Here is a 21,065-nt window from a genome sequence, read left to right on the forward strand (position 1 = left end):
CTGACAATGTATTATGATACGATGAATCTATCAATACGACACCGTATGGAGGTTCACGATGAAAAAAATATTGATCATTGATGATGAGCAGGATCTGCTAGAAACATTCAAAGACTATTTTCAGCTAATGAACTATCTCGTTTATACTGCAGACAATGGCTTGGAAGGCTTGAAGCAATTACAGCATCAACCAGATATTATTATATTAGACGTAAATATGCCTGAAATGGACGGCTTTGAATTATGTACAATGATCCGAGAACAAATTGCTTGCCCAATCGTATTTCTTTCCGCCAAGGAGGATGAGGAAAGCCGAATCCAAGGTCTGACAATCGGCGGCGATGACTATCTAGTTAAGCCAGTAAGTTTAAAGGAACTAGCTTTGCGAATTGAAGCGCATCTTAGACGTGAGAATCGAAAACAATTCACTCGAAAAATAGCCTACTTTGGTGACTTGATGATTGATTATGACCAGAAGACTGTACAGTTTCAAAAACAAGAGATCTATCTTACTAAGATAGAGTTCGCTATCGTCGCGCTCCTTTCTAAGCACCCCGGCAGAGCTTTCTCCAAAGAAGAAATCTATCAAAAGCTTTGGAATTGGGACAAATTGGGGGACGCTTCAATTATCACAGAGCATGTTCGGCGAATTCGCAAGAAGCTTGCTGTGTATTCAGAGGATGAACTGATTCAAACCGTTTGGGGGGTAGGATATAAATGGATTGGTTAGATGAGGGGATTGCTCGTTTATTGGCTAAGAAAAGCAGCCTTAATCAAAGTCTGCTTCTTTATCTATTTTTCGGGACAGTAGCCGTTGCCTTCGCAACATTGGTTACCATCTCTTTATGTGTTAGCTGGGAACGGTTGATCCTGATGTCGGACTCTGGAGATACACATTTTTGGGCTTTTTTGACATGGACTCCTTCTTTCCCCATTGAAAAAAAACTCCTGCCAACCATACGATTGATCGAGTTCATTCGTCGATACGCTATTTTTGCTTATGGCTTTCTAGGTGTCTATTTTTCGACAAAACTCTTCTATAATAAACGAATTTTACAGCCCATTACAATTCTAGAAAAAAGCATCGAACAGATCGACCAAGGAAATTATCATCAACCAGTCTATTACAGTACCTATGACGAATTTGAAAAGACGTCTCTTGGGCTAGATCACTTGCGGCTAACCTTGCAAACCAATCAACAGAAACTCCATGACCTTTATCAGGATCAGAAAAAAGTCAATGCCGCCTTTTCTCATGATCTCCGCACACCCTTAGCGACTATTCAAAATAATCTAGAGCTGATTGAAGCTTATTATGAACAAGAACGTTTGACTCCAGAAGTGTTTGAAAAATCCGCTACGAAAATAAAAAACAATATCACTCGACTAACTTCTTTTTCTGAAACCATGCAGCAATTGCAAAAATTAGAAGACCGATCACTTCATAAAACCATGCAGCCGTTGAAGCTGATTGAAGAGCATATAGAAGACATCGGGCACCATTGGACGGAGAAACAATTAGTTATCATGAATGACTATCCCAAGATTACTGCCACTTATGATCTCGACTTGATCAACGAAGTGCTAGAAAATCTGTTGAATAATGCCTACCGTTTCGGGAAAACTACCGTCACCGTAACAATTACTTTACAGGATACGCTGCTAATCATCTATGTAAAAGATGATGGACTAGGCTTTTCTAAAAAGGAATTAGTAACTGCCACTGAGCCATACTATTCCCAAAATAAGAACAGTCACTTTGGTTTGGGTTTGACGATTGCCGAGGCACTAACACGAAAACATGGCGGCAATCTGAAAATCGCTAATAGTATTGAAGGTGGTGCTATTATCTCTGCCGTTTTTGACCTAAAAAATGAAAAATCCGCATTTGTAGAGAATTTATAGAGATTTAATGAGTATCCTTCAATTAAGGAAGCAACATTTAGTTTAGGAGGGATCAATCATGCACATCGAAATCAATCATTTAAATCAATATTACGGGAAAAGACAAGTTCTCTACGACATTAACCTGTCTATTTCAACCGGTATGTTTGGTTTACTAGGACGAAACGGCGCTGGAAAAACGACACTGTTGAAAACACTGGTCACTTTATTGCCGACAAATGAAGGCGACATTCGAATGAATGGCGTCAATATCCATGATCAGAAAAAAATTCGCTCCATCATTGGGTTTTTGCCGCAGGAATTTTCTATGTACGGGAATATGACTGCTTATCAAGCAATGGATTATCTGGCCGTGCTTTGTGAACTAGACAAACGAACTCGTCGAACACGCATCAATGCATTATTAGAGCAAGTGAATTTAACGATCCACAAAAATGTAAAGGTGAAAGCGATGTCTGGCGGTATGAAGCGACGATTAGGAATCGCACAAGCACTATTGAACGATCCGAAAATATTAGTGGTAGATGAGCCAACCGCCGGCTTGGACCCAGAGGAACGGCTCAGATTTCGAAACCTACTAGCGGAAGTCAGTGAGAATAAAATCGTTTTGCTATCAACCCATATCGCAGGCGATATCGAAGCGGCGGCAGAAAATGTCGCGATTTTGGAACAAGGACGCATCATTTTTTCAGATTCAATTGAGGAATTACTACTGAACGCGCAAGGAAAAATCTTTAGTGTTCAAATACCGCGGACAGAGTTGAATACTGCTAAAAAACAAGTTCAAATCATCAGCCTGCAGCAGGAAGGCAGCACCTCACATCTCCGTTTTATCGGAAAGCCCGATGCCCAGATCATGCGCCATCCGCTAGTTATTGAGGAGCGTCCTACATTAGAAGATGCTTACCTCTACTTGCTATCAACGAAAGGTGGTGAGTAGGATGCTGCTGAAGAAAGAACTCGGACTAACCTTGAAAAGCCTCACCTATTGGCTCGTTGTCTTATTTATTGGTTTCTTTTTATTCACTCAATTAGGATCTGATTTCGTTTCATTGAATCAGCCGGAGCCCGGTCAAAGTGATTATGGAACAACCCAGACAACCAACAAAAAAGACATTCAGCAGCAAACATTGTATCTGCTGCTGCAGCAGTACAACAACGAAAGCTATAATACCTATCCTTTCGGCTTTTTAAAAGTGGTGAAATTGACAAAATCCGATCAGGCAAAAATCAAAGAAATACTAGAGCAAGCAACGGGCCTTTCTATTCAAGAACTAAATCAGGCGCAATTAGAACAAACAAAACAAGCAGGAGATGAGACGGCCTATCTGACCGATCAGATTACACTAGCAGAAGCATTTCCTCTAGCAAAAGACTACACCTATCGAAACTTTGAAAAGGACATGATCAAAGTTGAAAAATTAATTGGAGAAGGCTCAGACTTTTCCTCAGATGCTTATTTACATCAATCGATGAAAAATATGACCTATGAAGAGGCAAACGAATCTTTCCAGACGACGTTAACAAAAGACCGTGTTTCTGGTGCATTTGCACGTGTGACTTGTGATTATTTAGGAATTATTTTGTCTCTAGTTCCAGTTTTTGTCGCAGCGACAGTGGTATTAAGAGATAAAAGGGCCCACAGTCAATTGGTGATTCACACGAAAAGAATCTCTTCCTTTAAACTGCAGGGGACTCGTTTTTTAGCAACGACTCTGCTAATTCTTCTCCCTGTTCTTGTGTTTAGTTTGCTGCCAGCGGTTCAATCTATCTATGTCGCACAAAACTATCATCAGACGGGGGATTTGCTACTTTTCTATCAATACATTATTGGATGGACGGTTCCAACCATCGTCGCAGTAGTAGGAATCAGTTTTTTGATTACTACTATATTGAATGGATTAGTGAGTGTTCTCTTCCAGTTAGGCTTTTGGCTGTTATCTATCTTAAGCGGCGGCAGACAATTGGTGGGTGTTTTCGGACTAAGTCTCATGCCCCGATTCAACAAGGTCGGCTCACGCGAACTATTTGAAACTATTTTTTCTGAACTGGTGATCAATCGTGCGTTTTGGTTCTTACTGGGAATCGTTTGTTTCTTTCTCAGTTGTATCGTTTTTGACCTCAAACGCAAAGGGAGGGTAAGTCATGGAAATCCTCGCTAAAGTTGCAACAACCTTCTGGCGATTTCATTTTTATCCAGCGGTTATTGTTGCGCTATTGCTAACGTTGCTTTTTCCAACATTCTTTGGTGTAGCCAATGCCTCGTTTGCACAAAGCGCTGCAATCTTTGAACGATTTTTCCCGTTGATCGGATTGATCCTTTTTCTTCCCCTTTATCTGCCGGATATCTCGGAGGAAACAACTTTATTGATCAAGACGAAACGGTTTGCGTATGTAACCATACTCGTTCTACGATTCATCCAAATCATCCTAGTTTTACTGCTGATAACATGCGGGTGCTTAGCTATCTTTGAATATAATAATGCAACAATCGAATTTGATCGCTTTTTATTCAGTGGTTTGGCAAACGCTCTGTTTATGGGGGGATTATACGCCGTCGGTTTTTCTTTTTCTAATCAGCCGATCGCAGGCTTGATTCTACCTTTAGGCTATTATGTCGCCAGCCTGTTTACGGGTGACAAATATCTAAAAATTTTTTATCTCTTTACCTTGAGTGAAAAAGACACGGCTTCAAAACTTGTGTTGTTCTTTTGTGGAATATTGTTCATTGTCATCAGCTTTATCATAGTCAGAAAAAAAAGAGCGTAACAGAGAATTTTCTCTATTACGCTCTTTTAGCTATACATTTTCTTCCATTTTATTTGAAATCAATACAAACGGCATATAAATGAAGACACCAGCAGCAATAATTACTAATTGCAGGATCGCAGCACGAATATCTCCCGCGGTAGCCAAGTAACCAGACAATACTGGCGGTGTTACCCAAGGAATCAAAATGTAGGTTGGGTTCACGAGCTGCAAGCTCGTCGCTAGATACGCCAATGTTGTAGAAACCATTGGTACGATACAAAACGGGATCGCATAAACTGGATTGAAGACGATCGGTAAACCAAACATGATTGGTTCACTAATATTGAATAGATTTGAAACCCCGCCTAACTTCGCGATCATACGCTGATCTTGTCGTTTGGAAAAAATTAATAAAGCAATCACCAAACAAATCATCGTTCCTCCACCACCCATGTAAACATATGCATCTAGGAATGGTTGCGTAACAATATTAGGTGCAGCGGAGCCCGCATTGATCGCTTCTACATTTTGCTGCAATGAAGTCAATAGGATCGGACCTGAAATCGCACCAAATACAAAAGCACCATGAATCCCGAAAATAAACACAAAGGTTGATAGGAAAACATACATTAAAATACCTGGCAAAGTTTGAAAACCGCCCACCAAAGGGGCTTGCAAAATATTGATAATAATTTCCGGAATCGTCAAACCTGTTGCGGTTCGTAAGCCCACTTCAACAATGGCAAACATACTGATGGTTAAAAACGTAGGAATCAGACTATTAAATGACTTTGCGATTGCTGGCGGGACACTATCTGGCATCTTGATTTTTAAACGCGAATTGTTCGTCAATTTGACTACCATTGGTACGCTGACCAGAGCAGCAATGATTCCTAATAACATTGCAGAGGCGCTTGTATAGGTTTGTGTTAATGCTCCAGCGGTCTCCACTGTCGCACCAGTGGCACTGGTAATATTGATCACATTAGGAACTAAGGCTACATAGGAAGCCAAAGCAACAATTCCTTCAAGTGCTCCATCCGCATCATACGAACGTGCCAATCGTAAACCAATCAGAAAGGTAACCATCAGCCCTAAAATACCTAACGTACCATTATAAGCCTGCACACAAATTTCAGAAATCACTGCCCGCCCTGGGATTCCGCGTAAAAGACCAGTCTTTTCTGTTAATAGAACATTATTCACCAATAAGAAGAATGCCGCAGTAATAGTGATAGGAATCGTACTGGCAAACGCGTCACGAATTGCTGCAATAAAACGATTGCTTGCCAGCTTATTCGCATAATAAGCTACTTTTTCACCTAAAGCCTCTTTATTGAACGTACCATCTTTCATCATTGTTTTAATCTCCTTTATTTTCAGATTTAATTAATTCAGCAACTAGAGACAACCATTTGCCAGCGATACCAACCCACACTTCTTTATATGTTGCATTATTAAATTGAGGCCAATAAGGGGTGTCTTCATTTCCAAACGTCTGCATTCCTACAGGCATCTCCCCTGTAATTTCACCTGAAGATACTGAATATTGCTGCGGATAGTTCTCCCCTTCGCCATAGATCATGGATTGGCCAAAAGGGTTTTTTCCTACCATCCATTGCAACTGTTGATGTGCTTTATCCAATAATGCTTGTCGTTCAAGCAGTCGGCCCATCACAGCAGCACTTTTCCCTGTTGACAATAAAATGCCGTTATTGCCGCGGAAAGAGAACCACACAGGGAATCGCTTGACATACAAGCCTTGGCCCACTTTAATCCCTTGTTTTAATTGTTCCTGATAGCTTGCTTCAGCCTCTTTATCAACCAATAAATGCTGTTTATAAAAACTTTCCTGATCCTGCCATTCATCTTCACGATAAATTCCACTGGCATACATTGGGTAAGGGGCGGAAAATTGACCCAAATACTCTAGGTAATCACCATAATCATTTGCCTGTTCACGCCATTGTCCGACTTTTTCATGTTCTGAAGCTGAAAGTACTTCTTCAAAAGCCAAGGCATATATATGCTCCCGTGCTTGATGGTTGAAATGCTGGAAAACCTTATGCGTTTCATCGCGATAGAACATTCCTTTCAGAATCGTCCCATCTGATAACTTAAGCCCAAGTCGCTCTTGGCAGGACAGTAATTCTTCAAACCACTCGTTCATTTGCTGTTGGTAAGTTTTTTCTCCTGTCAGCTGATACATTAATGCTGCCGTCCATGACATGGTTGCGAGAAAGAGACTCTTTGAGGTGTTATAGGTATGCTCCCAGAAAATCGGTTCATGTTTGAACCCAGTTTTTTGAAAGCCAGCCAAAGCATAGTGATAATCTTCTTTTGCTACCTGTAACAGTTGTGCCTTCATCGGATAATCCTGCGACAAGGACTTGATGATTTGGGCTAAAAGACCCGTAAGCAAGAAATTATCATATGGACTATTATGGATTCGCGGAACAGCATCATCCATCGTTCCTATGCGATTGTCTGTCCAACGGGTGATCCCAGCACTCGTTATACGGTCCCCTTCGTCGAGGCGTGTCTTTAAGATGAAATCAATTCCCCATTCGCCTTCTTCAATTAAGCGCAGATAGAGCTCAGGCTGATCCTTTACAGTTTCTGCTGTTTCAAATAAGCTGGCTGTCACCTCCGCTGTTTGAACTAATTGCTGGGAAAGATCTCCTGCATCATGCCATCCGCCATTAAAGCTGACTAATGAACCTTTATACTCGACGGTCAAATCTTCATGACACGTTCCATGAATTCCGTGAACTGGACAACCACAGCGTTCACAGAAAATGAAATTCAAAGATTTCCAAATTGATTCAGATTTTAAAGCAGAAACTTCTCCGATTTGAAAATCCGATGTTTTAGTATCGGCAATGTGCAAAGAATAGGTACCTGGTTCTTTTATATCTGAAAAATCTAATACACCAAAAACGCCATTTGCTTTTGTTACTCGCAGAATTTCTCCTTGAAAAACCACTTGCTCCTTCGTTCTCAATTCAAAAGTTTTTGCTGAGAAATCGTCATAGTTGATAATAGCTGTTTTTGAATAATCAGGATGATAGCCAATATGAGAATAGACAATTTCTTTAGTGGGTGCCTGCCAGCCCTTGGCAGATGTTCGATATTGATTTTTTTCTAAAAATATATTGCTGATAGTATAGCTAAGTTGTCCGGCTAAATTCATATAAGAACCATTTGCACCACTAAAAATGTGTATGCCGGTTATCTCATCTCTTGGTAAATTGCTAATATCCAATACATAGGTACGTTGTGCTTGTCCCTCTAAATTAATAACATGTGTCCCTTCGCGGTTATAAACATCAGGGATTTTGATGTCCCCATCATTTTCTAAGGTAATCGTGATGTTTGGATTGATCACATTGAAACAATCTGCTGCGATATCCAGCTTTATTTGAGTAAATTCTGACCAGTCTTCTCTTCCAATCGGCAGATATGCCTCTACTTCACCGAAATTCACATAATCCCCATCTGCTGGTGCACCTTCTGCCCAAGAATCATAGCGCGTATCACTTAATAGCGTGACTGTTTTCTCAGTCAGTTCAATTTTTCCACGCCCATGATGTTGCCAATGTTGAAAATTATCGGTTAATAAGCGACGTTTGGTAATTTTTTCCATTTCTAATTGCCGCTTTTCAAAAGAACGACTATGATCTAACGGTAAGGGACGATGAATATAGCCAGTCACCTTTAAATCCTTTTTAAAATCATGCATATGTTCTCACTCCCTTCTCCATAATAAAGGCCAATGTTGCGGCTCCTTTTAACGCTACTTCGTTCGGGTTCAGTGCAGTAACTCGTATTCCCTTAGTAACAAATCGAATTGTTTTAGGATTTAGAAACGTTACCAAATGATTCAAGAACCATTCATCATTCATCACGCCTCCACCAAAAATAATCGCTTCAGGATCACTCACACGGATCAAATTCATTGTTAAAGCAGCTGCCGCAAGCAACGCTTGATCAACAACCTTTCTAGCGAGCGGATCACTAGCTTCATAAGCAGCGATCAGTTCTTGGAAACTCACACGCTTTTCTTTATTAATCGTTAAAACTGTATCAGGAAACTCAGGTGCATACTTAAGCGTCTGTTGATGCATTCCCAATCCTGATGAAAACAGCTCAACGCAGCCCTTTCTTCCACAGGAACAAAGCTCCTCGCTCCTCATATCAACAACCATATGTCCGACTTCGCCGGCGTTGAAATTTCCACCTTTGATTACTTGGTTCTCTGCCACTACACGAGCTGCGATCCCGGTACCAATATTGACATAGATAAAGTTCCCCGTTTCTTGCCCAATTCCTAAGATGCTCTCTGCTAATGCCGCACCAGAAACATCGTTCGTGATCCAGCAGGGAAATTGAAAAGCTTGTGTAATCTCTTCAGCCAAAGAAATCGGATCAGAAAGCCCCGGATGAATCTCCAGCCACTGTCCTTGATCAGTATTGACCCTACCAACGACACAAATTCCAATTCCGACTAAATTCCCCTGAATACTATGCTGTTGCAAATAATTTCTGATTGCTGATTTAATTTTTTCTGTAGCGCTGCGTTGATCGACGACAGTAGACGGATACTTCTCACTCATGAGAATCTCTCCTGCAGATGTGACTTCTCCTACTAATACCTTCGTTCCACCTAGATCAACGGCTAAAACTGTTTGCGTCATGTTTCACCTCAACTTCTGGTAACGTTACCAAATAAAATTATAATGTTTCCGTTTTCAAGAGTTATAATATCCTGTGTACATTCATGATGTCAATAGTTTTTTCAACATTTAGAAACGTTACCAAAAATGTCTTGCTTTTTTTTTGCTCCTCCCCTAAACTAATTTCTAGGAGGCGCTCTCTCATGAAAAAAACAATTACAATCAAAGAAATCGCGAAAGAAAGCGGTGTGTCTGTTTCGACAGTCTCCCGCGTTTTAAATAACCATCCTTCTGTTTCACCGGCTAAACGAGCCAAAGTTCAAGCCGTGATTGAAAAAGAAGGGTTTCAGCCAAGCATGCTGGCTCGCGGAATGATCTCAAATAAAACGAAAACCCTTGCAGTTGTGGTCTCGGATATTACCAACCCCTATTTTACTTCGTTGGTCTCCGAAATCGAGTTAGCTAGCTTTGAACAAAACTATTCACTATTACTTTTTAATACCATGACTGCTGGACGTCAGAAAAAGGCCAATAGCAGTTTTGCAGAACGAGACACATTTAATACAATTTTTGAAAAGAAGGTCGATGGTGTACTGATTCTTGGAGGAGAGATCGATCGGGATGAGCCAAACCCAGATTATCTGCACACCTTGGAACAACTGAACAGTCAGATTCCTGTTTTGATTATTGGGCAGAAACAAGAGAATTGCAGCTGTACATTTATTGAACGTGATTTAGAAAAAGGTATATTCCTTTCTGTTCAGCATCTGTTAGCACTTGGGCATCGCAAAATCGGCTTTATCGGTGGGGAGCCCAATGTCAAAATCACGACACAGCGAGTTCAAGCCTTTGAGAAAGTGATCTCTTTATATAGCACATTCGATCCATCATTGATCTACTTAAGTGATTTCTATACAGAAGATGGCTATCAAAATATGAAAGCGATCATCCAACAAGGAGAGCTTCCTGACGCATTACTGGCAATTAATGATCGCGTTGCACTCGGTGCTTTTCGCGCTTTAGCAGATCATGGGCTAGCTTGTCCAGAAGACATAGCGATCGCCAGCTGTGATGCCTTTCCTGATGGTGATTATCAGATTCCTAGGATTACGACGATCAATCAGCATAATCAGATACTTGGAAAACAAGCAGTTGAACAGCTTTTAAACATGGTTAATGAAGAACCATTGGCTGTTTTGGATGCTCACGCACCAGAACTAATCATTCGTGAATCTTGCGGTATCGGGAGGCTGAAAAAGTAAATGGAAAAACACTTAATATTTATGGATATTGATGGCACGCTTGTTGCCAGAGATCAGAAAATCTCTCCACGAACAAAATCAGTTGTTGCCGATCTTCAGAAGGTGGGACACCAGTTTTATATTGCAACTGGTAGAAAATATTCTTCTGCCAGCGAAATGGCCAAGAAACTAAACAAAAAAACACAAGTAATCGCTTCAAACGGCAGTGTTTATTCAATCAATGAAAAGCTGTACAAAAAGCATTTATCTGATGAAGCACTTCAATTTGTTTACCAGACAATATCAGAACATCAGTTACCGATATTTTTCTTTGGCGAGCATACGATTTTCTACAATCAGCAGCTTCCTAGCTACTTACAAAAAAACGACCAATCACGAATCGGCAGTACTGAGGAAGATTTTCTTTTGATCAACTCGTTAGACCATTTGATGGCCGTTAGTCATCGAATCATTAACGGAATCATTATCGCGGACGAGCGAGAAACAGAGCTCGAGGAAGTAAGAAAGATACTAGCCCAGAGTAACCTACTGTCTGTTTCCTCCTCTCATCCAAATAATATCGAGCTGATCCCTCTTGGCGTCAATAAAGCTACAGCGATTCAGGCTGTACAAAAAAATCTTGCAATTCCGCGGGAAAATATCATTAGCTTTGGCGATGGTTTGAATGATTTAGAAATGCTGCAGGCTTCTGGTGTCAGTGTCGCTATGGGAAACGCAGTAGCTGAGTTGAAGCATCACGCAAAATTTATCACGGATACAAATGTAGAAGATGGAATCGCTAATTTTCTACTGGATTATTTTTATTAATTATAAAGGGGCGAAATAATGGCAAAACCGACAATGCTATCCTATATCTTAGAAGAACAAGAAACATTGACTGCCGCGATTAATGCTTATCCTGAAAATATTGATACGGCTATCGCTGGACTAAACTTAGAAGCTGCGAATTGGCTTGTTTTAGGTACCGGATCTAGTATTAACGCAGCAAAAAGCGCGAAATATTATATTGAAAAAACAGCTGAAGTGAAGCTAGCAATTGAAGAACCTTATCATTTCACCCATTACGAAAAAATCGACCCGCAACTTCAGGTCGTTCTAGGCATCTCGCAAAGTGGGCAAAGTACCTCAACGATTGAAGCAATGGATAAAATCACTAAACATCACACTGTCCATACAATGGCTGTTACTAGTATTCCTGATAGTGAGATCACTAAGGTGACAACTTCAACTTTAGATATTCTTTCAGGACGCGAACGAGTTGGTTATGTCACCCTGGGTTTTTCCGCGACCGTTTTAGCTTTAATGCTGTTAGGCCTACGAATTGGCGTAAAAAAAGGATTGATCACTCAACAGCAAGAAGCAGATGAGATAAATGAGTTTTTAGCATTGACCAGTCGCTTCAATCATGTAATCGAACAATCGACTGCTTTCTTTGAAACTCATCGCAAAGATTTCCAACATGCACCTCGCTTCACATCGATCGCATATGGTCCGGCTGTTGGGACAGCTAAAGAAATGGAAACTAAGTTTTCTGAGACTATTCGTGTTCCTTCATCTGGTGTTGAACTGGAAGCCTTCATGCATGGCCCTTATTTAGAGCTCAATTCTGAACATCGATTGTTCTTTATTGATACTCCGGCAAAGCCTGAAATCATTGAAAAAGCAGGACTCTTAAAAGCTTATGAACAAAGACATACTAAACATGTCTTTACTATTACTTTGCGCTCTGATAAGCCTGAAAATATCAATACTCTAGCCCTAGGAAATTGCAGGGATGAATGTAAAGCACCTTATCTGGCGATCCTGCCATTCCAAGTTTTTTGCTGGTATATCTCGCGAGAAAAAGGAATTGATATCACTAATCGGATCTTTACCGATTTTTCGCAAGCCGTAAAAAGTAAGACGACTGTTCAAGATTACGTTTAATCTCAAGCCCCCTATTTGATTGGCCTAGTCGTAACTTTGCTGATCATTTAGATATAAAAAATACTCAACCTGATAAAAGTCTTAGGTTGAGTATTTTTATTAATTGCTTTTTAACAGCTCACTGTGATTTACTTTCTTTTTTTCCAACGAATCAAAGCTTTCTCCGCCATTTGTAAGCAGAGTTAGGACAACCTCTTCTTTTCCAGCAGAACGAACCTTCTCAAAGTCTACTGTAACTAGTAACGTCCTTTCATCAACCGTTTGACCTTCTTTGACATGAACATCAAAAGGCTCACCTGCTAGCTCTACAGTATCAAGGCCGATATGGATTAAAACCTCACTGCCCAAGGTACTTTTTAATCCGATCGCATGCTTCGTCTGAAAAATAGTCGTCACCGTTCCTTTAATCGGTGCGTAAATCTCTGATGCTGTTGGCTGAATACCAAAGCCTTCTCCCATCATCTTTTGAGCGAACACCGGATCAGAAACTTCTGCTAATGGAACAAACTGACCATCCACTGGTGCAAAAAAAGCTTCCGTCTTTTTCTTTTTGAATAAATCAAACATATATTACCCTCCAATTCTGCACACTAATCATCACGGCCTAATAGTTGGTTGATTTCTTGGCTATACAGATCCGCTTTCCCACCAAAAACAGCTTGAATCCCACCTTGAACTTCAAAAACTGCTGTTGCTCCAAGCCGCTTAAAGACTGCCTTTTGAACACTTTCTCCCTGCTTAACAGCCACACGGAGACGTGTCGCACATGCAGTAACGGTTTCAATGTTTTCATCGCCGCCTAATGCGTCAATAATCTGCAACGCTTCCTCTTGTAAACTTTGAGAGCCAGAATCATCTGCCACCTCTAGTATTTCATCCTCATTTTCCATTCCTGGAATAGCCACACGGAATTTCTTAATACAGAAACTGAAAACAAAGAAATAAATCAGTGCCCATGCGATCCCAAACGGAATCACCTTTATCCAGTTGGTTTTGTCATTGCCTTGCAGCACGCCGAATAGTAAGAAATCAATCAAACCACCAGAGAATGAATTTCCAATACGAATGTTCAAAATATCCGCAAAATAGAAAGATAAACCATCTAAAAAGGCATGAATCACATACAGCCAAGGTGCCACGAATAAGAACATATACTCGATCGGTTCAGTAATCCCAGTTAAAAATGAGGTCAACGCACCACTGAAATACAAGCCGCCATTTTTCTTGCGATTCTCTTTAGGAATGGCACGATACATGGCATAACAAGCAGCTGGCAGACCAAACATCATTGTGGCGAAACGTCCAGCGAAGAAACGAGTACCATAAGTAAATAATCCAGTGTGACTAGAATCTGCTAATTGTGCAAAGAAAATATTTTGCGCGCCAGAGATTGATTGTCCAGCAACTGTTTCAACACCCCCTAAAGAGGTATACCAAAACATCGGATAAATTGTATGATGCAGTCCTACTGCACCCGTTAAACGTAATAAGAACCCGTAGAAGAAGGAACCGATACTTCCCATCTGTGCCACTTGATGTCCTACAACAACCAATCCATTTTGAATCGGAGGCCAAATCAGATAGAAGATACAGCCGATCGCGATTGCGCTAAAGGAAGAAATAATCGGAATAAAGCGTGAACCGCCAAAGAACCCTAAAAATTGCGGCAATTCAATTTTTCGATAACGATTATGAAGAAAGGCGACCGTCCCACCAATAACAATAGAACCCACTACTCCGGTATCAATGCTGGCATCCTTGGCTGAAAATAATTCCAATAATCCACTGATTGTCGCTGTATAAACTAAAAACGCTACGCCACCAGCTAATCCGGCTGTCCCTTTATCTCCTTTCGCTAGTCCAACGGCAATCCCAATCGCAAAAATCAAAGCTAAATTGGCAAAAACCGCATTTCCGGCAAAACTCATTACACTAAGAATGGCTTGCAGCCACGGCTGATTTAAAAATGGATAAGCTGCTACCGCACTCTCATTTGTCAACGCACCGCCTAATCCCAACAGCAAACCAGCTGCCGGCAAGATGGCGATCGGCAGCATAAACGCCCGTCCTAACTGTGAAAACTTTTTAAACATATTTTATTCTCCTCCTTATGTTTGACTACATGTATAGTTATTTCCTATAGCATCACTTCTCTTTAATTCGCTAAAGCTTGGATAAAACGAGCAGCAATCTCTTTCGGCCGAGTAATCGCACCGCCAACAACGATTCCGTCTGCCCCCAATGCTTGAATTTTTTTCGCCTCCTCTGGGGTATGGATTTGACCTTCAGCGATTACTGATATTCCTTCCTCAACTAATGCCTTTACTAACGCTTCATTTGATAATGCTTCCGCCTCTGTATAGCCTCTAAGTGTTGTCCCTACAAAATCCATGCCAGCTTGCCAAGCATTAAGTCCTTCTTCATAAGTAGCAATGTCCGCCATCAGCAACTGCTCGGGATACTTTGCTTTAATTTGTTTGATGAATTGATTGATCGTCTGATTATCTGGCCGTTGTCGCAAGGTACAATCTAAAGCAATGACTTCTACTCCAGTTGCTACTAAAGCATCCACCTCTTTCATCGTTGGCGTGATAAATACATCCGATCCCGAATACGTTTGTTTAATAATGCCAATGATAGGAAGATCTACTTTTTCTTTGATTTGAAGGATGTCTCTCACAGTATTTGCTCGAATCCCGACAGCTCCGGCTTCCTTTGCCGCCAGCGCTATTAACGGCATCACGCCACCTTCTTCGGTATACAAGGGCTCTCCTGGTAACGCTTGGCAGGAAACAATCAAGCCACCTTTAATCGCATCTAAAAATTCTTTTTTTTTCACGCTCCATTTTCACTCCGTTTTTAAATTTATTTGGATTATTACTCCAAAAATATAGCATGCGCTTTCAAAAAAGTAAATAGCAAATGAAAAAAAAGTTGATTTGACGTATAATTTATTTTGACAACGGAAAGATTAAAGGAGAACCAATGACCATTACGTATACGATTCAGGAAAATTACCCAGCACTGACTAAATCAGAAAAAAAAATTGCCGACTATATTTTGTCCAGCGGTGAAAAAATTGTGCACAGCACGATGAGTGATATCCGTGAGGCGACCAAGGTTGGCGATGGAACGATTATTCGTTTCTGTCAGAAGATCGGCTTTTCCGGTTTTTCTGATCTGAAAATCGCCATCGCTAAAGAGGACTTCAGCAAACAGCAGGAGGATACGCAGGAATCTGATCTATTTGCAAAGCGCATCAAGACGATCAATACCGCATTAAAAGCAACAAACCAACGCTTAGATAATGAGAAAATCAAGCAAGCCGTTCAATTAATCACTGCAGCCAAACAAATTTATATTTTTGGTGTAGGCTCTAGCGGGAATAGCGGAAATGATTTAGAGGCGATGCTGCTGCGGGTCGGGGTGCAATCTCGTTCGGTGGTCGATCCCCACTTTCAATCACAGATTGCCTCTTTATTAACAGAAGAGGATCTGGTTATCGGCTTTTCATTGTCGGGCAGAACGAAAGACACACATGATTCATTGAGCATCGCTAAAAAAAATCAAGCGAAAATTATCGCTATTACGAATTATCAGCTCTCTCCCATTGCTCAATTGGCTGATATCGTTTTACAAACGGCGATCGAAGAATTTTTAGACGGCGCCTCATTGGCGGGTAAAATTTCTCAGCTTTATTTGTGTGATTTACTCGTTCAAGGCTACGAAATTGAGAACAATGTGAATACGATTGAACTAAGAGAAACAGTCCTACGATCGATCTTGGATAAAAGTTTGGATTAATCTCATAGACAAATAAGCACCCCCTCTAGCGATCTATCACTAGGAGGAGGTGCTTATTTGTCTATAAAAACTGCCTATCGCTTTTGATAGGCAGTATGCAAGTCTATTGTACGGTTTGTTGATTTTGATCGGTCACTGGTTGATCAGTTTGAGCTGTATCGGTCGTTTGCTGAGGATGCGTCGCAAAATATTGGGCTTCACGATTCTCCGCATTTTGCTGCAGATTGTAGTAATAGAAGCTAATGTCATTGTTATGGAATGAGCCTTCTGGAAATATCTTTCGCGTACTTTCCGGCATTCCATATTTTTCTTTATCGACACTTGAAGATACTACTAATCCTCTAGTTGTATCAAGGGTTGCATCCGCAAGATTCATAACTTTAGAGTAGTCTCCATTTTCATTACGCACGTAGGAACCTAAGTTTTCTGCAGCTGTTGCTGGTGTTCCATCGGTTCTCCAATTGATCGGATTAATCGCTAACGCGCCTTCATCCCAAGTTGGTAAGGTACCAGTAAAATCTGGTGCAACCGTATTGTATGAAACCACAACACCAGTATCATCTGGGCCCGTCGCGAATTTCACTTGTGGGTTATCATTCATTTCTTGCTGAGTCACTGATTGTCCTAATACATAAGCGGCAATCATACGATCGGAAACTCCTGGATTTTGTTTAAAATAGTCATACATAATCGCTTTGAGCATCCGAGCACCTTGAGAGTGTCCCACTAAAATGAAAGGACGATTGTTGTTCTCGTGTTTGATGTAATAATCGAAAGCGGCTAATACATCGGTTTTCGGAACACCATCCGTATATTGTCCCTGTTCTTCTTTTGGTTTCGATAGTACCCATGTCGCATCTAATTGACGATAATAAGGAGCATAAACATTGCCGCTTGTATCAAAGGCAGAGCCTTGCGTTGCTAGAAACACCTGCGCACCCGCACGCATCGTAGCGTCATCAATTTTCGCTATAGAGGATGAGTTCTTATCTTTTTGCGCATAAGTGGTAGGATACAACATAAAAACATCTGCTTGGCTCGTAATTTCTGTCGGTTTTGATAGCCAATTATCCGCATCACTATAGTCACTTGCTTTGATGCTCTCACCGGCTTTTTCTGGTTCTTTTGCTTTTTTTATTGTTGTTTTACGTGTTTCTTGTTTCGGTATTTCTTCTTTTGTAAAGAAAGTCGTGTAAGCATAGTAGCCACCTACACCTAATATAGCTACCACTAATATTCCAAGAATGAATTTTTTCATTGTGTCCTCCAAAAAGAATTTATATATTTCATTATAGGGCAGTTAGGTTTTGTTTGACAAATTACCTGTGGTTATTGTTAGAAAAGCTTTATAAATTAATTATTTTTTTAGGGCTTCATGATATTCTACACTGAATCAGCTATCTCGATTCAACATGAATTTTTTTGCCTAAAAAAATCTGTTCTCATCACGCATTTCATCAAACCAAACAAAAAGAGCCGAAGCCCTTTTTTATTTTTATTTGTTTGCCTCTAACGCATTCGATAAACGCGCAAATTCTTCTAGTGATAAGGTTTCACCACGACGCTTAGGGTCGATCTCGGCCTGCTGCAAGCTCGTTTCTAGCCAAGCTTTTGTCGCATCGTCCTTCCCGTAACTATTTAATAAATTGTTCCATAAAGTTTTGCGTCGTAAAATGAAAGCAGCTTTCGTTAGCTTGAAAAATTCCGTCTCATTGGTGACCTCTACCGCTGGTGTTTCCCGTCGAACCAGTCGCAAAATCGCAGAATCCACATTGGGCTGCGGAATAAATACCGTCTTCGGTACGATAAAAGCAGTAGATGCGTCCATATAATATTGCACCGCAATGGATAAAGACCCATAGGCTTTCGTTCCTGGTTTTGCTGAAATGCGGTCAGCGACCTCTCGCTGCATCATCACAACCATTTCATCCACCGCAAGTTCCGATTCCAAAATGTGCATCATGATCGGTGTCGTGATGTAATAAGGCAGATTCGCTACCACTTTGATTGGACCTGCTTGATCGAAAAAAGCTGTTTCCTTCTTTAAGTCAACCTTCAAAATGTCGTTATGAACAACTTTGATATTGTCATAAGGACTCAAAGTATCCGCTAAGACAGGGATCAATCGATCATCAATCTCAAAAGCCAAGACTTGATGTGCTGCGCGAGCTAAGTGCTCTGTCAATGCGCCAATTCCCGGTCCGACTTCGATGACATTGGTTTGTTTATCGATTTCAGCGGTGGCGACGATTTTTTGTAAAATGTTTGGTTCAGTCAAAAAGTTTTGACCGAGACTCTTCTTAAAGGAGAAGCCGTGCTTTTGCAGGATTTCTCGCGTTCGCGAAGGTGTTGCTATATCTTTGTTCACAAAGTTTCCTCTACTTTCCTCATTGCCTCATGCAGTTGTGCTTCCGTGATGCGAAACATCGTCAAGCGTTTTTCTAATTGTTTGGCATTCGTATAGCCAATTTTCAATTCATCGCCCAAACATTCGCGTCGTTCACGGGCTTGAGCTCCCGCTATTAAACCATAATCCAGCAGCGTTTGTCTAGCTATTTTTGGCTCATCACCTTCGGCTGGCGTCACCACTTTGTGCAGGGCTTCTATGATCGCCTCATCGCTGGCATGTTCAACCCCTAGGCTGCTGCCACGTTTTTGCGGTGCCGCCATTCGTCTTGATAGAAAAGCATGCTGGGCATCAGGAATCGCCTCCATGATCGTCTTGCGAATCTTCTCCCCAGAAAAATCTGGATCAGTGAACACGATCACGCCCCGTGTTTCTTGCGCATGTTCGATCTGCTCTAGGATCGATTCGTTGATGGCTGATCCTCGTGTTTCGATCGTATCAACATCAAAAACCTCTTTCAACCGTTTCGTATCGTCTTTACCCTCAACAACAATGATTTCTTCAATTTTCTCTTTAGTCATGGGCATTGATCCTGAATAAACGATGCGCATTCTCTGTTGTTTGCTGCGCGACCTCTTCCATCGGTAAATTCCGTAATTCCGCAATTTTTTCGACCACATAGCGAGTATAGCCTGGTTCATTGCGTTTGCCACGATACGGCATCGGCGCTAAATAAGGGGCGTCCGTCTCTACTAGCAGTTTATCCATTGGTACCACAGTCGCAGCCTCTTGAACGTCCAAGGCTTTCTTGAAAGTCACCACACCAGAAAAGGATACATGCATCCCTAAATCTAAGAAACGCTTCGCCCATTCTCCGCTGCCGCTGAAGCTGTGCATAATGCCGCCGATATCGCGAATGTCTTCCTCTTTTAAAATCTTATACGTATCTTCCATCGCTTCACGCGTATGGATGCTAATGGGTAAGTTCATTTCCTTCGCAATCGCGATTTGACGACGAAAGACGCTATCCTGAACTTCTTTTGGGTCTTCCATCCAATGATAGTCCAGCCCGATTTCGCCTAACGCTACCACTTTTGGCAAAGTTAATTTTTTGATTAGGTCTTCTTCGATCACTTTCGTATAGCTGCCAGCCTCTGTGGGATGCCAGCCGATGATGGAGTAAATCCCCTCGTATTGTTGGTTTAGTTCTAAACTTTTTTCAATGGTCGGCGTATCAAAACCAACGACCGCCATCTCTGTCACGCCAAGTTCACGCGCTCGTTCGACCGTTTCGGGAATTTCTTCTTCAAATTGTTCCGCATTTAAATGCGTATGAGAATCAAAAATCATTCATAGTCCTCCTACATCAAAATTCTTCTTTTAATTATATCGCCTGAAGGGTTCTCCTCCAAGCTCAGCTAAATTCAACTTATTTTAACACAATGGTCGCGAACACACGAAAAACTAAGATGCTCACAAAAAAACATTAAAGCATCTACTGCCTTAATGTTTTCTCGTTAACCTAAGCCTTCAGTAATAATTCCATTTGTTCTAAGACACTTTCTTGATTGTTCGAACCAATAATCGTTTGAGCAGCTTGCTTTACTTTCTCCTGTGCATTTGCCATCGCAAAGCTCATTCCCGCATACTTCAACATTTCAATATCATTGCCGCTATCGCCGAAAGCCGCGATCTCAGCAGGAGCGATTCCCCATTCCTCGCCTAGCTGAGCTAAGCCACGTGCCTTGTGAACTCCTGGAATAATCAAATCAATATCCCCATGTCCACTCGAGACAGGAACCATCTCCCCGTTCAATAGTTCTGTTAAAGAGGACAGCTTCACTTCAACCTCCGTGGGTGAAAATGTCAGGGCGAACTTAAAGATCTCGTCATTTTCCTTCGTAATATCCGCTAGCCTCTCAAGCTTTTTGATACTAGGATAATAAAATCGAACACTATTGAAAACCTCTTCTGGCATCTCCTTTGAAACATAGGCGCTCTTTTTTCCACATATGACAAGTGCTGATGGTCCTAGTGCGCTGATTCCTTTTAAGGCAGCCAGAACCTTTTCAATTGGTAAGGACGCATTGTAATAATTTTTTCCTTCAACAATAATGTTCGCACCATTTTCAGAAACAAAGGACATTTCTCTGTGAAGCTCTGGGAAAAAGCTCTTTAGCTGATCGTATTGATTGCCGCTGGCAACCACAAACTTTACATCCTTTTCCTTTAACTGCTGAAAAATGATTTTAAATCTTTCACGATTGTACGTTTTCTCCTCATTTAAAAACGTTCCATCCATATCTACTGCGATCATTTTAATAGTCATTTCATCATCTCCTTCGCTTTCTTTACATGTATAAGATTACCATAAACGCTGGGACGCATTTCAGG

The 21,065-nt window shown here is 41.1% G+C and carries 20 protein-coding genes; 9 read left to right on the top strand and 11 right to left on the bottom strand.

What is annotated here, in order from left to right; all coding sequences use genetic code 11:
• The first annotated feature begins 58 nt into the window (after positions 1-58).
• Genes IGI50_RS13005 through IGI50_RS13025 form a run of 5 tightly spaced genes read left to right on the top strand, consistent with a single transcriptional unit; the run spans position 59 to position 4,674 of the window.
• A complete protein-coding gene (locus IGI50_RS13005) occupies positions 59-730 on the top strand; it encodes a response regulator transcription factor (RefSeq protein WP_438777222.1) in 672 nt (223 codons plus the stop codon).
• Positions 718-1,905: a sensor histidine kinase gene (locus tag IGI50_RS13010; protein WP_438777223.1), complete on the top strand. Its 1,188-nt coding sequence runs from the start codon at positions 718-720 to the stop codon at positions 1,903-1,905. The genes IGI50_RS13005 and IGI50_RS13010 overlap by 13 nt, the downstream gene beginning before the upstream one ends.
• A gap of 58 nt (positions 1,906-1,963) precedes the next feature.
• Positions 1,964-2,845, top strand: coding sequence for an ATP-binding cassette domain-containing protein (locus tag IGI50_RS13015; protein WP_438777224.1), 882 nt, complete (start codon positions 1,964-1,966; stop codon positions 2,843-2,845).
• 1 nt (position 2,846) lies between these two features.
• Positions 2,847-4,067: an ABC transporter permease gene (locus tag IGI50_RS13020; protein WP_438777225.1), complete on the top strand. Its 1,221-nt coding sequence runs from the start codon at positions 2,847-2,849 to the stop codon at positions 4,065-4,067.
• Positions 4,051-4,674, top strand: coding sequence for a hypothetical protein (locus tag IGI50_RS13025; protein ID WP_438777226.1), 624 nt, complete (start codon positions 4,051-4,053; stop codon positions 4,672-4,674). The genes IGI50_RS13020 and IGI50_RS13025 overlap by 17 nt, the downstream gene beginning before the upstream one ends.
• A gap of 30 nt (positions 4,675-4,704) precedes the next feature.
• On the opposite strand, the gene IGI50_RS13030 is transcribed toward IGI50_RS13025, so the two are convergent.
• Genes IGI50_RS13030 through IGI50_RS13040 form a run of 3 tightly spaced genes read right to left on the bottom strand, consistent with a single transcriptional unit; the run spans position 4,705 to position 9,353 of the window.
• The gene (locus IGI50_RS13030) at positions 4,705-6,015 is read right to left on the bottom strand and encodes a PTS sugar transporter subunit IIC (protein WP_438777227.1); all 1,311 of its coding nucleotides are present in this window, start codon (positions 6,013-6,015) and stop codon (positions 4,705-4,707) included.
• A 4-nt stretch (positions 6,016-6,019) separates the two neighbouring features.
• Positions 6,020-8,398 (bottom strand): glycoside hydrolase family 9 protein, encoded by a 2,379-nt coding sequence (locus IGI50_RS13035; RefSeq protein WP_438777228.1) that lies wholly within the window; start codon positions 8,396-8,398, stop codon positions 6,020-6,022.
• Complete coding sequence (locus tag IGI50_RS13040) at positions 8,391-9,353, bottom strand: ROK family protein (RefSeq protein WP_438777229.1); 963 nt, start codon at positions 9,351-9,353, stop codon at positions 8,391-8,393. Before IGI50_RS13040 ends, IGI50_RS13035 begins: the two co-directional genes overlap by 8 nt.
• A gap of 182 nt (positions 9,354-9,535) precedes the next feature.
• On the opposite strand from IGI50_RS13040, the gene IGI50_RS13045 reads away from it, so the two are divergent.
• The 3 genes from IGI50_RS13045 to IGI50_RS13055 are packed head-to-tail and all read left to right on the top strand — an operon-like array spanning position 9,536 to position 12,520.
• Positions 9,536-10,594, top strand: coding sequence for a LacI family DNA-binding transcriptional regulator (locus tag IGI50_RS13045; protein WP_438777230.1), 1,059 nt, complete (start codon positions 9,536-9,538; stop codon positions 10,592-10,594).
• Positions 10,595-11,401: an HAD family hydrolase gene (locus tag IGI50_RS13050; protein WP_438777231.1), complete on the top strand. Its 807-nt coding sequence runs from the start codon at positions 10,595-10,597 to the stop codon at positions 11,399-11,401.
• Between the two features lie 18 nt (positions 11,402-11,419).
• Positions 11,420-12,520 (top strand): SIS domain-containing protein, encoded by a 1,101-nt coding sequence (locus IGI50_RS13055; RefSeq protein ID WP_438777232.1) that lies wholly within the window; start codon positions 11,420-11,422, stop codon positions 12,518-12,520.
• 99 nt (positions 12,521-12,619) lie between these two features.
• Here IGI50_RS13055 and IGI50_RS13060 read toward each other — a convergent pair whose 3' ends face one another.
• From IGI50_RS13060 to IGI50_RS13070, 3 genes are all read right to left on the bottom strand, one after another.
• The gene (locus IGI50_RS13060) at positions 12,620-13,087 is read right to left on the bottom strand and encodes a PTS sugar transporter subunit IIA (RefSeq protein WP_438777233.1); all 468 of its coding nucleotides are present in this window, start codon (positions 13,085-13,087) and stop codon (positions 12,620-12,622) included.
• Positions 13,088-13,110: 23 nt separating this feature from the next.
• Positions 13,111-14,613 (bottom strand): PTS transporter subunit EIIC, encoded by a 1,503-nt coding sequence (locus IGI50_RS13065; RefSeq protein WP_010745459.1) that lies wholly within the window; start codon positions 14,611-14,613, stop codon positions 13,111-13,113.
• Between the two features lie 62 nt (positions 14,614-14,675).
• Positions 14,676-15,359 carry an N-acetylmannosamine-6-phosphate 2-epimerase gene (locus IGI50_RS13070; protein WP_438777234.1) on the bottom strand — a complete coding sequence of 228 codons (684 nt, stop codon included), beginning with the start codon at positions 15,357-15,359 and terminating at the stop codon, positions 14,676-14,678.
• 146 nt (positions 15,360-15,505) lie between these two features.
• Between IGI50_RS13070 and IGI50_RS13075 the strand changes: the two genes are divergently transcribed.
• Positions 15,506-16,324: a MurR/RpiR family transcriptional regulator gene (locus IGI50_RS13075; RefSeq protein ID WP_438777235.1), complete on the top strand. Its 819-nt coding sequence runs from the start codon at positions 15,506-15,508 to the stop codon at positions 16,322-16,324.
• Between the two features lie 103 nt (positions 16,325-16,427).
• Here IGI50_RS13075 and IGI50_RS13080 read toward each other — a convergent pair whose 3' ends face one another.
• The 5 genes from IGI50_RS13080 to IGI50_RS13100 form a co-directional block, all read right to left on the bottom strand.
• Positions 16,428-17,582 (bottom strand): DUF3089 domain-containing protein, encoded by a 1,155-nt coding sequence (locus IGI50_RS13080; RefSeq protein ID WP_438777236.1) that lies wholly within the window; start codon positions 17,580-17,582, stop codon positions 16,428-16,430.
• A 237-nt stretch (positions 17,583-17,819) separates the two neighbouring features.
• On the bottom strand, positions 17,820-18,692 hold the full coding sequence (rsmA, locus tag IGI50_RS13085; protein WP_438777237.1) for a 16S rRNA (adenine(1518)-N(6)/adenine(1519)-N(6))-dimethyltransferase RsmA: 873 nt from the start codon (positions 18,690-18,692) through the stop codon (positions 17,820-17,822).
• Positions 18,689-19,252 (bottom strand): ribonuclease M5, encoded by a 564-nt coding sequence (gene rnmV / locus IGI50_RS13090; protein ID WP_438777238.1) that lies wholly within the window; start codon positions 19,250-19,252, stop codon positions 18,689-18,691. The genes rsmA and rnmV overlap by 4 nt, the downstream gene beginning before the upstream one ends.
• Positions 19,245-20,021 (bottom strand): TatD family hydrolase, encoded by a 777-nt coding sequence (locus tag IGI50_RS13095; protein ID WP_438777239.1) that lies wholly within the window; start codon positions 20,019-20,021, stop codon positions 19,245-19,247. The genes rnmV and IGI50_RS13095 overlap by 8 nt, the downstream gene beginning before the upstream one ends.
• 172 nt (positions 20,022-20,193) lie before the next feature.
• Positions 20,194-21,000 (bottom strand): Cof-type HAD-IIB family hydrolase, encoded by an 807-nt coding sequence (locus IGI50_RS13100; RefSeq protein WP_438777240.1) that lies wholly within the window; start codon positions 20,998-21,000, stop codon positions 20,194-20,196.
• Positions 21,001-21,065 lie beyond the last annotated feature (65 nt).

Source organism: Enterococcus sp. DIV0170 (assembly GCF_051710765.1).
Classification (GTDB): Bacteria; Bacillota; Bacilli; order Lactobacillales; family Enterococcaceae; genus Enterococcus_A; species Enterococcus_A raffinosus.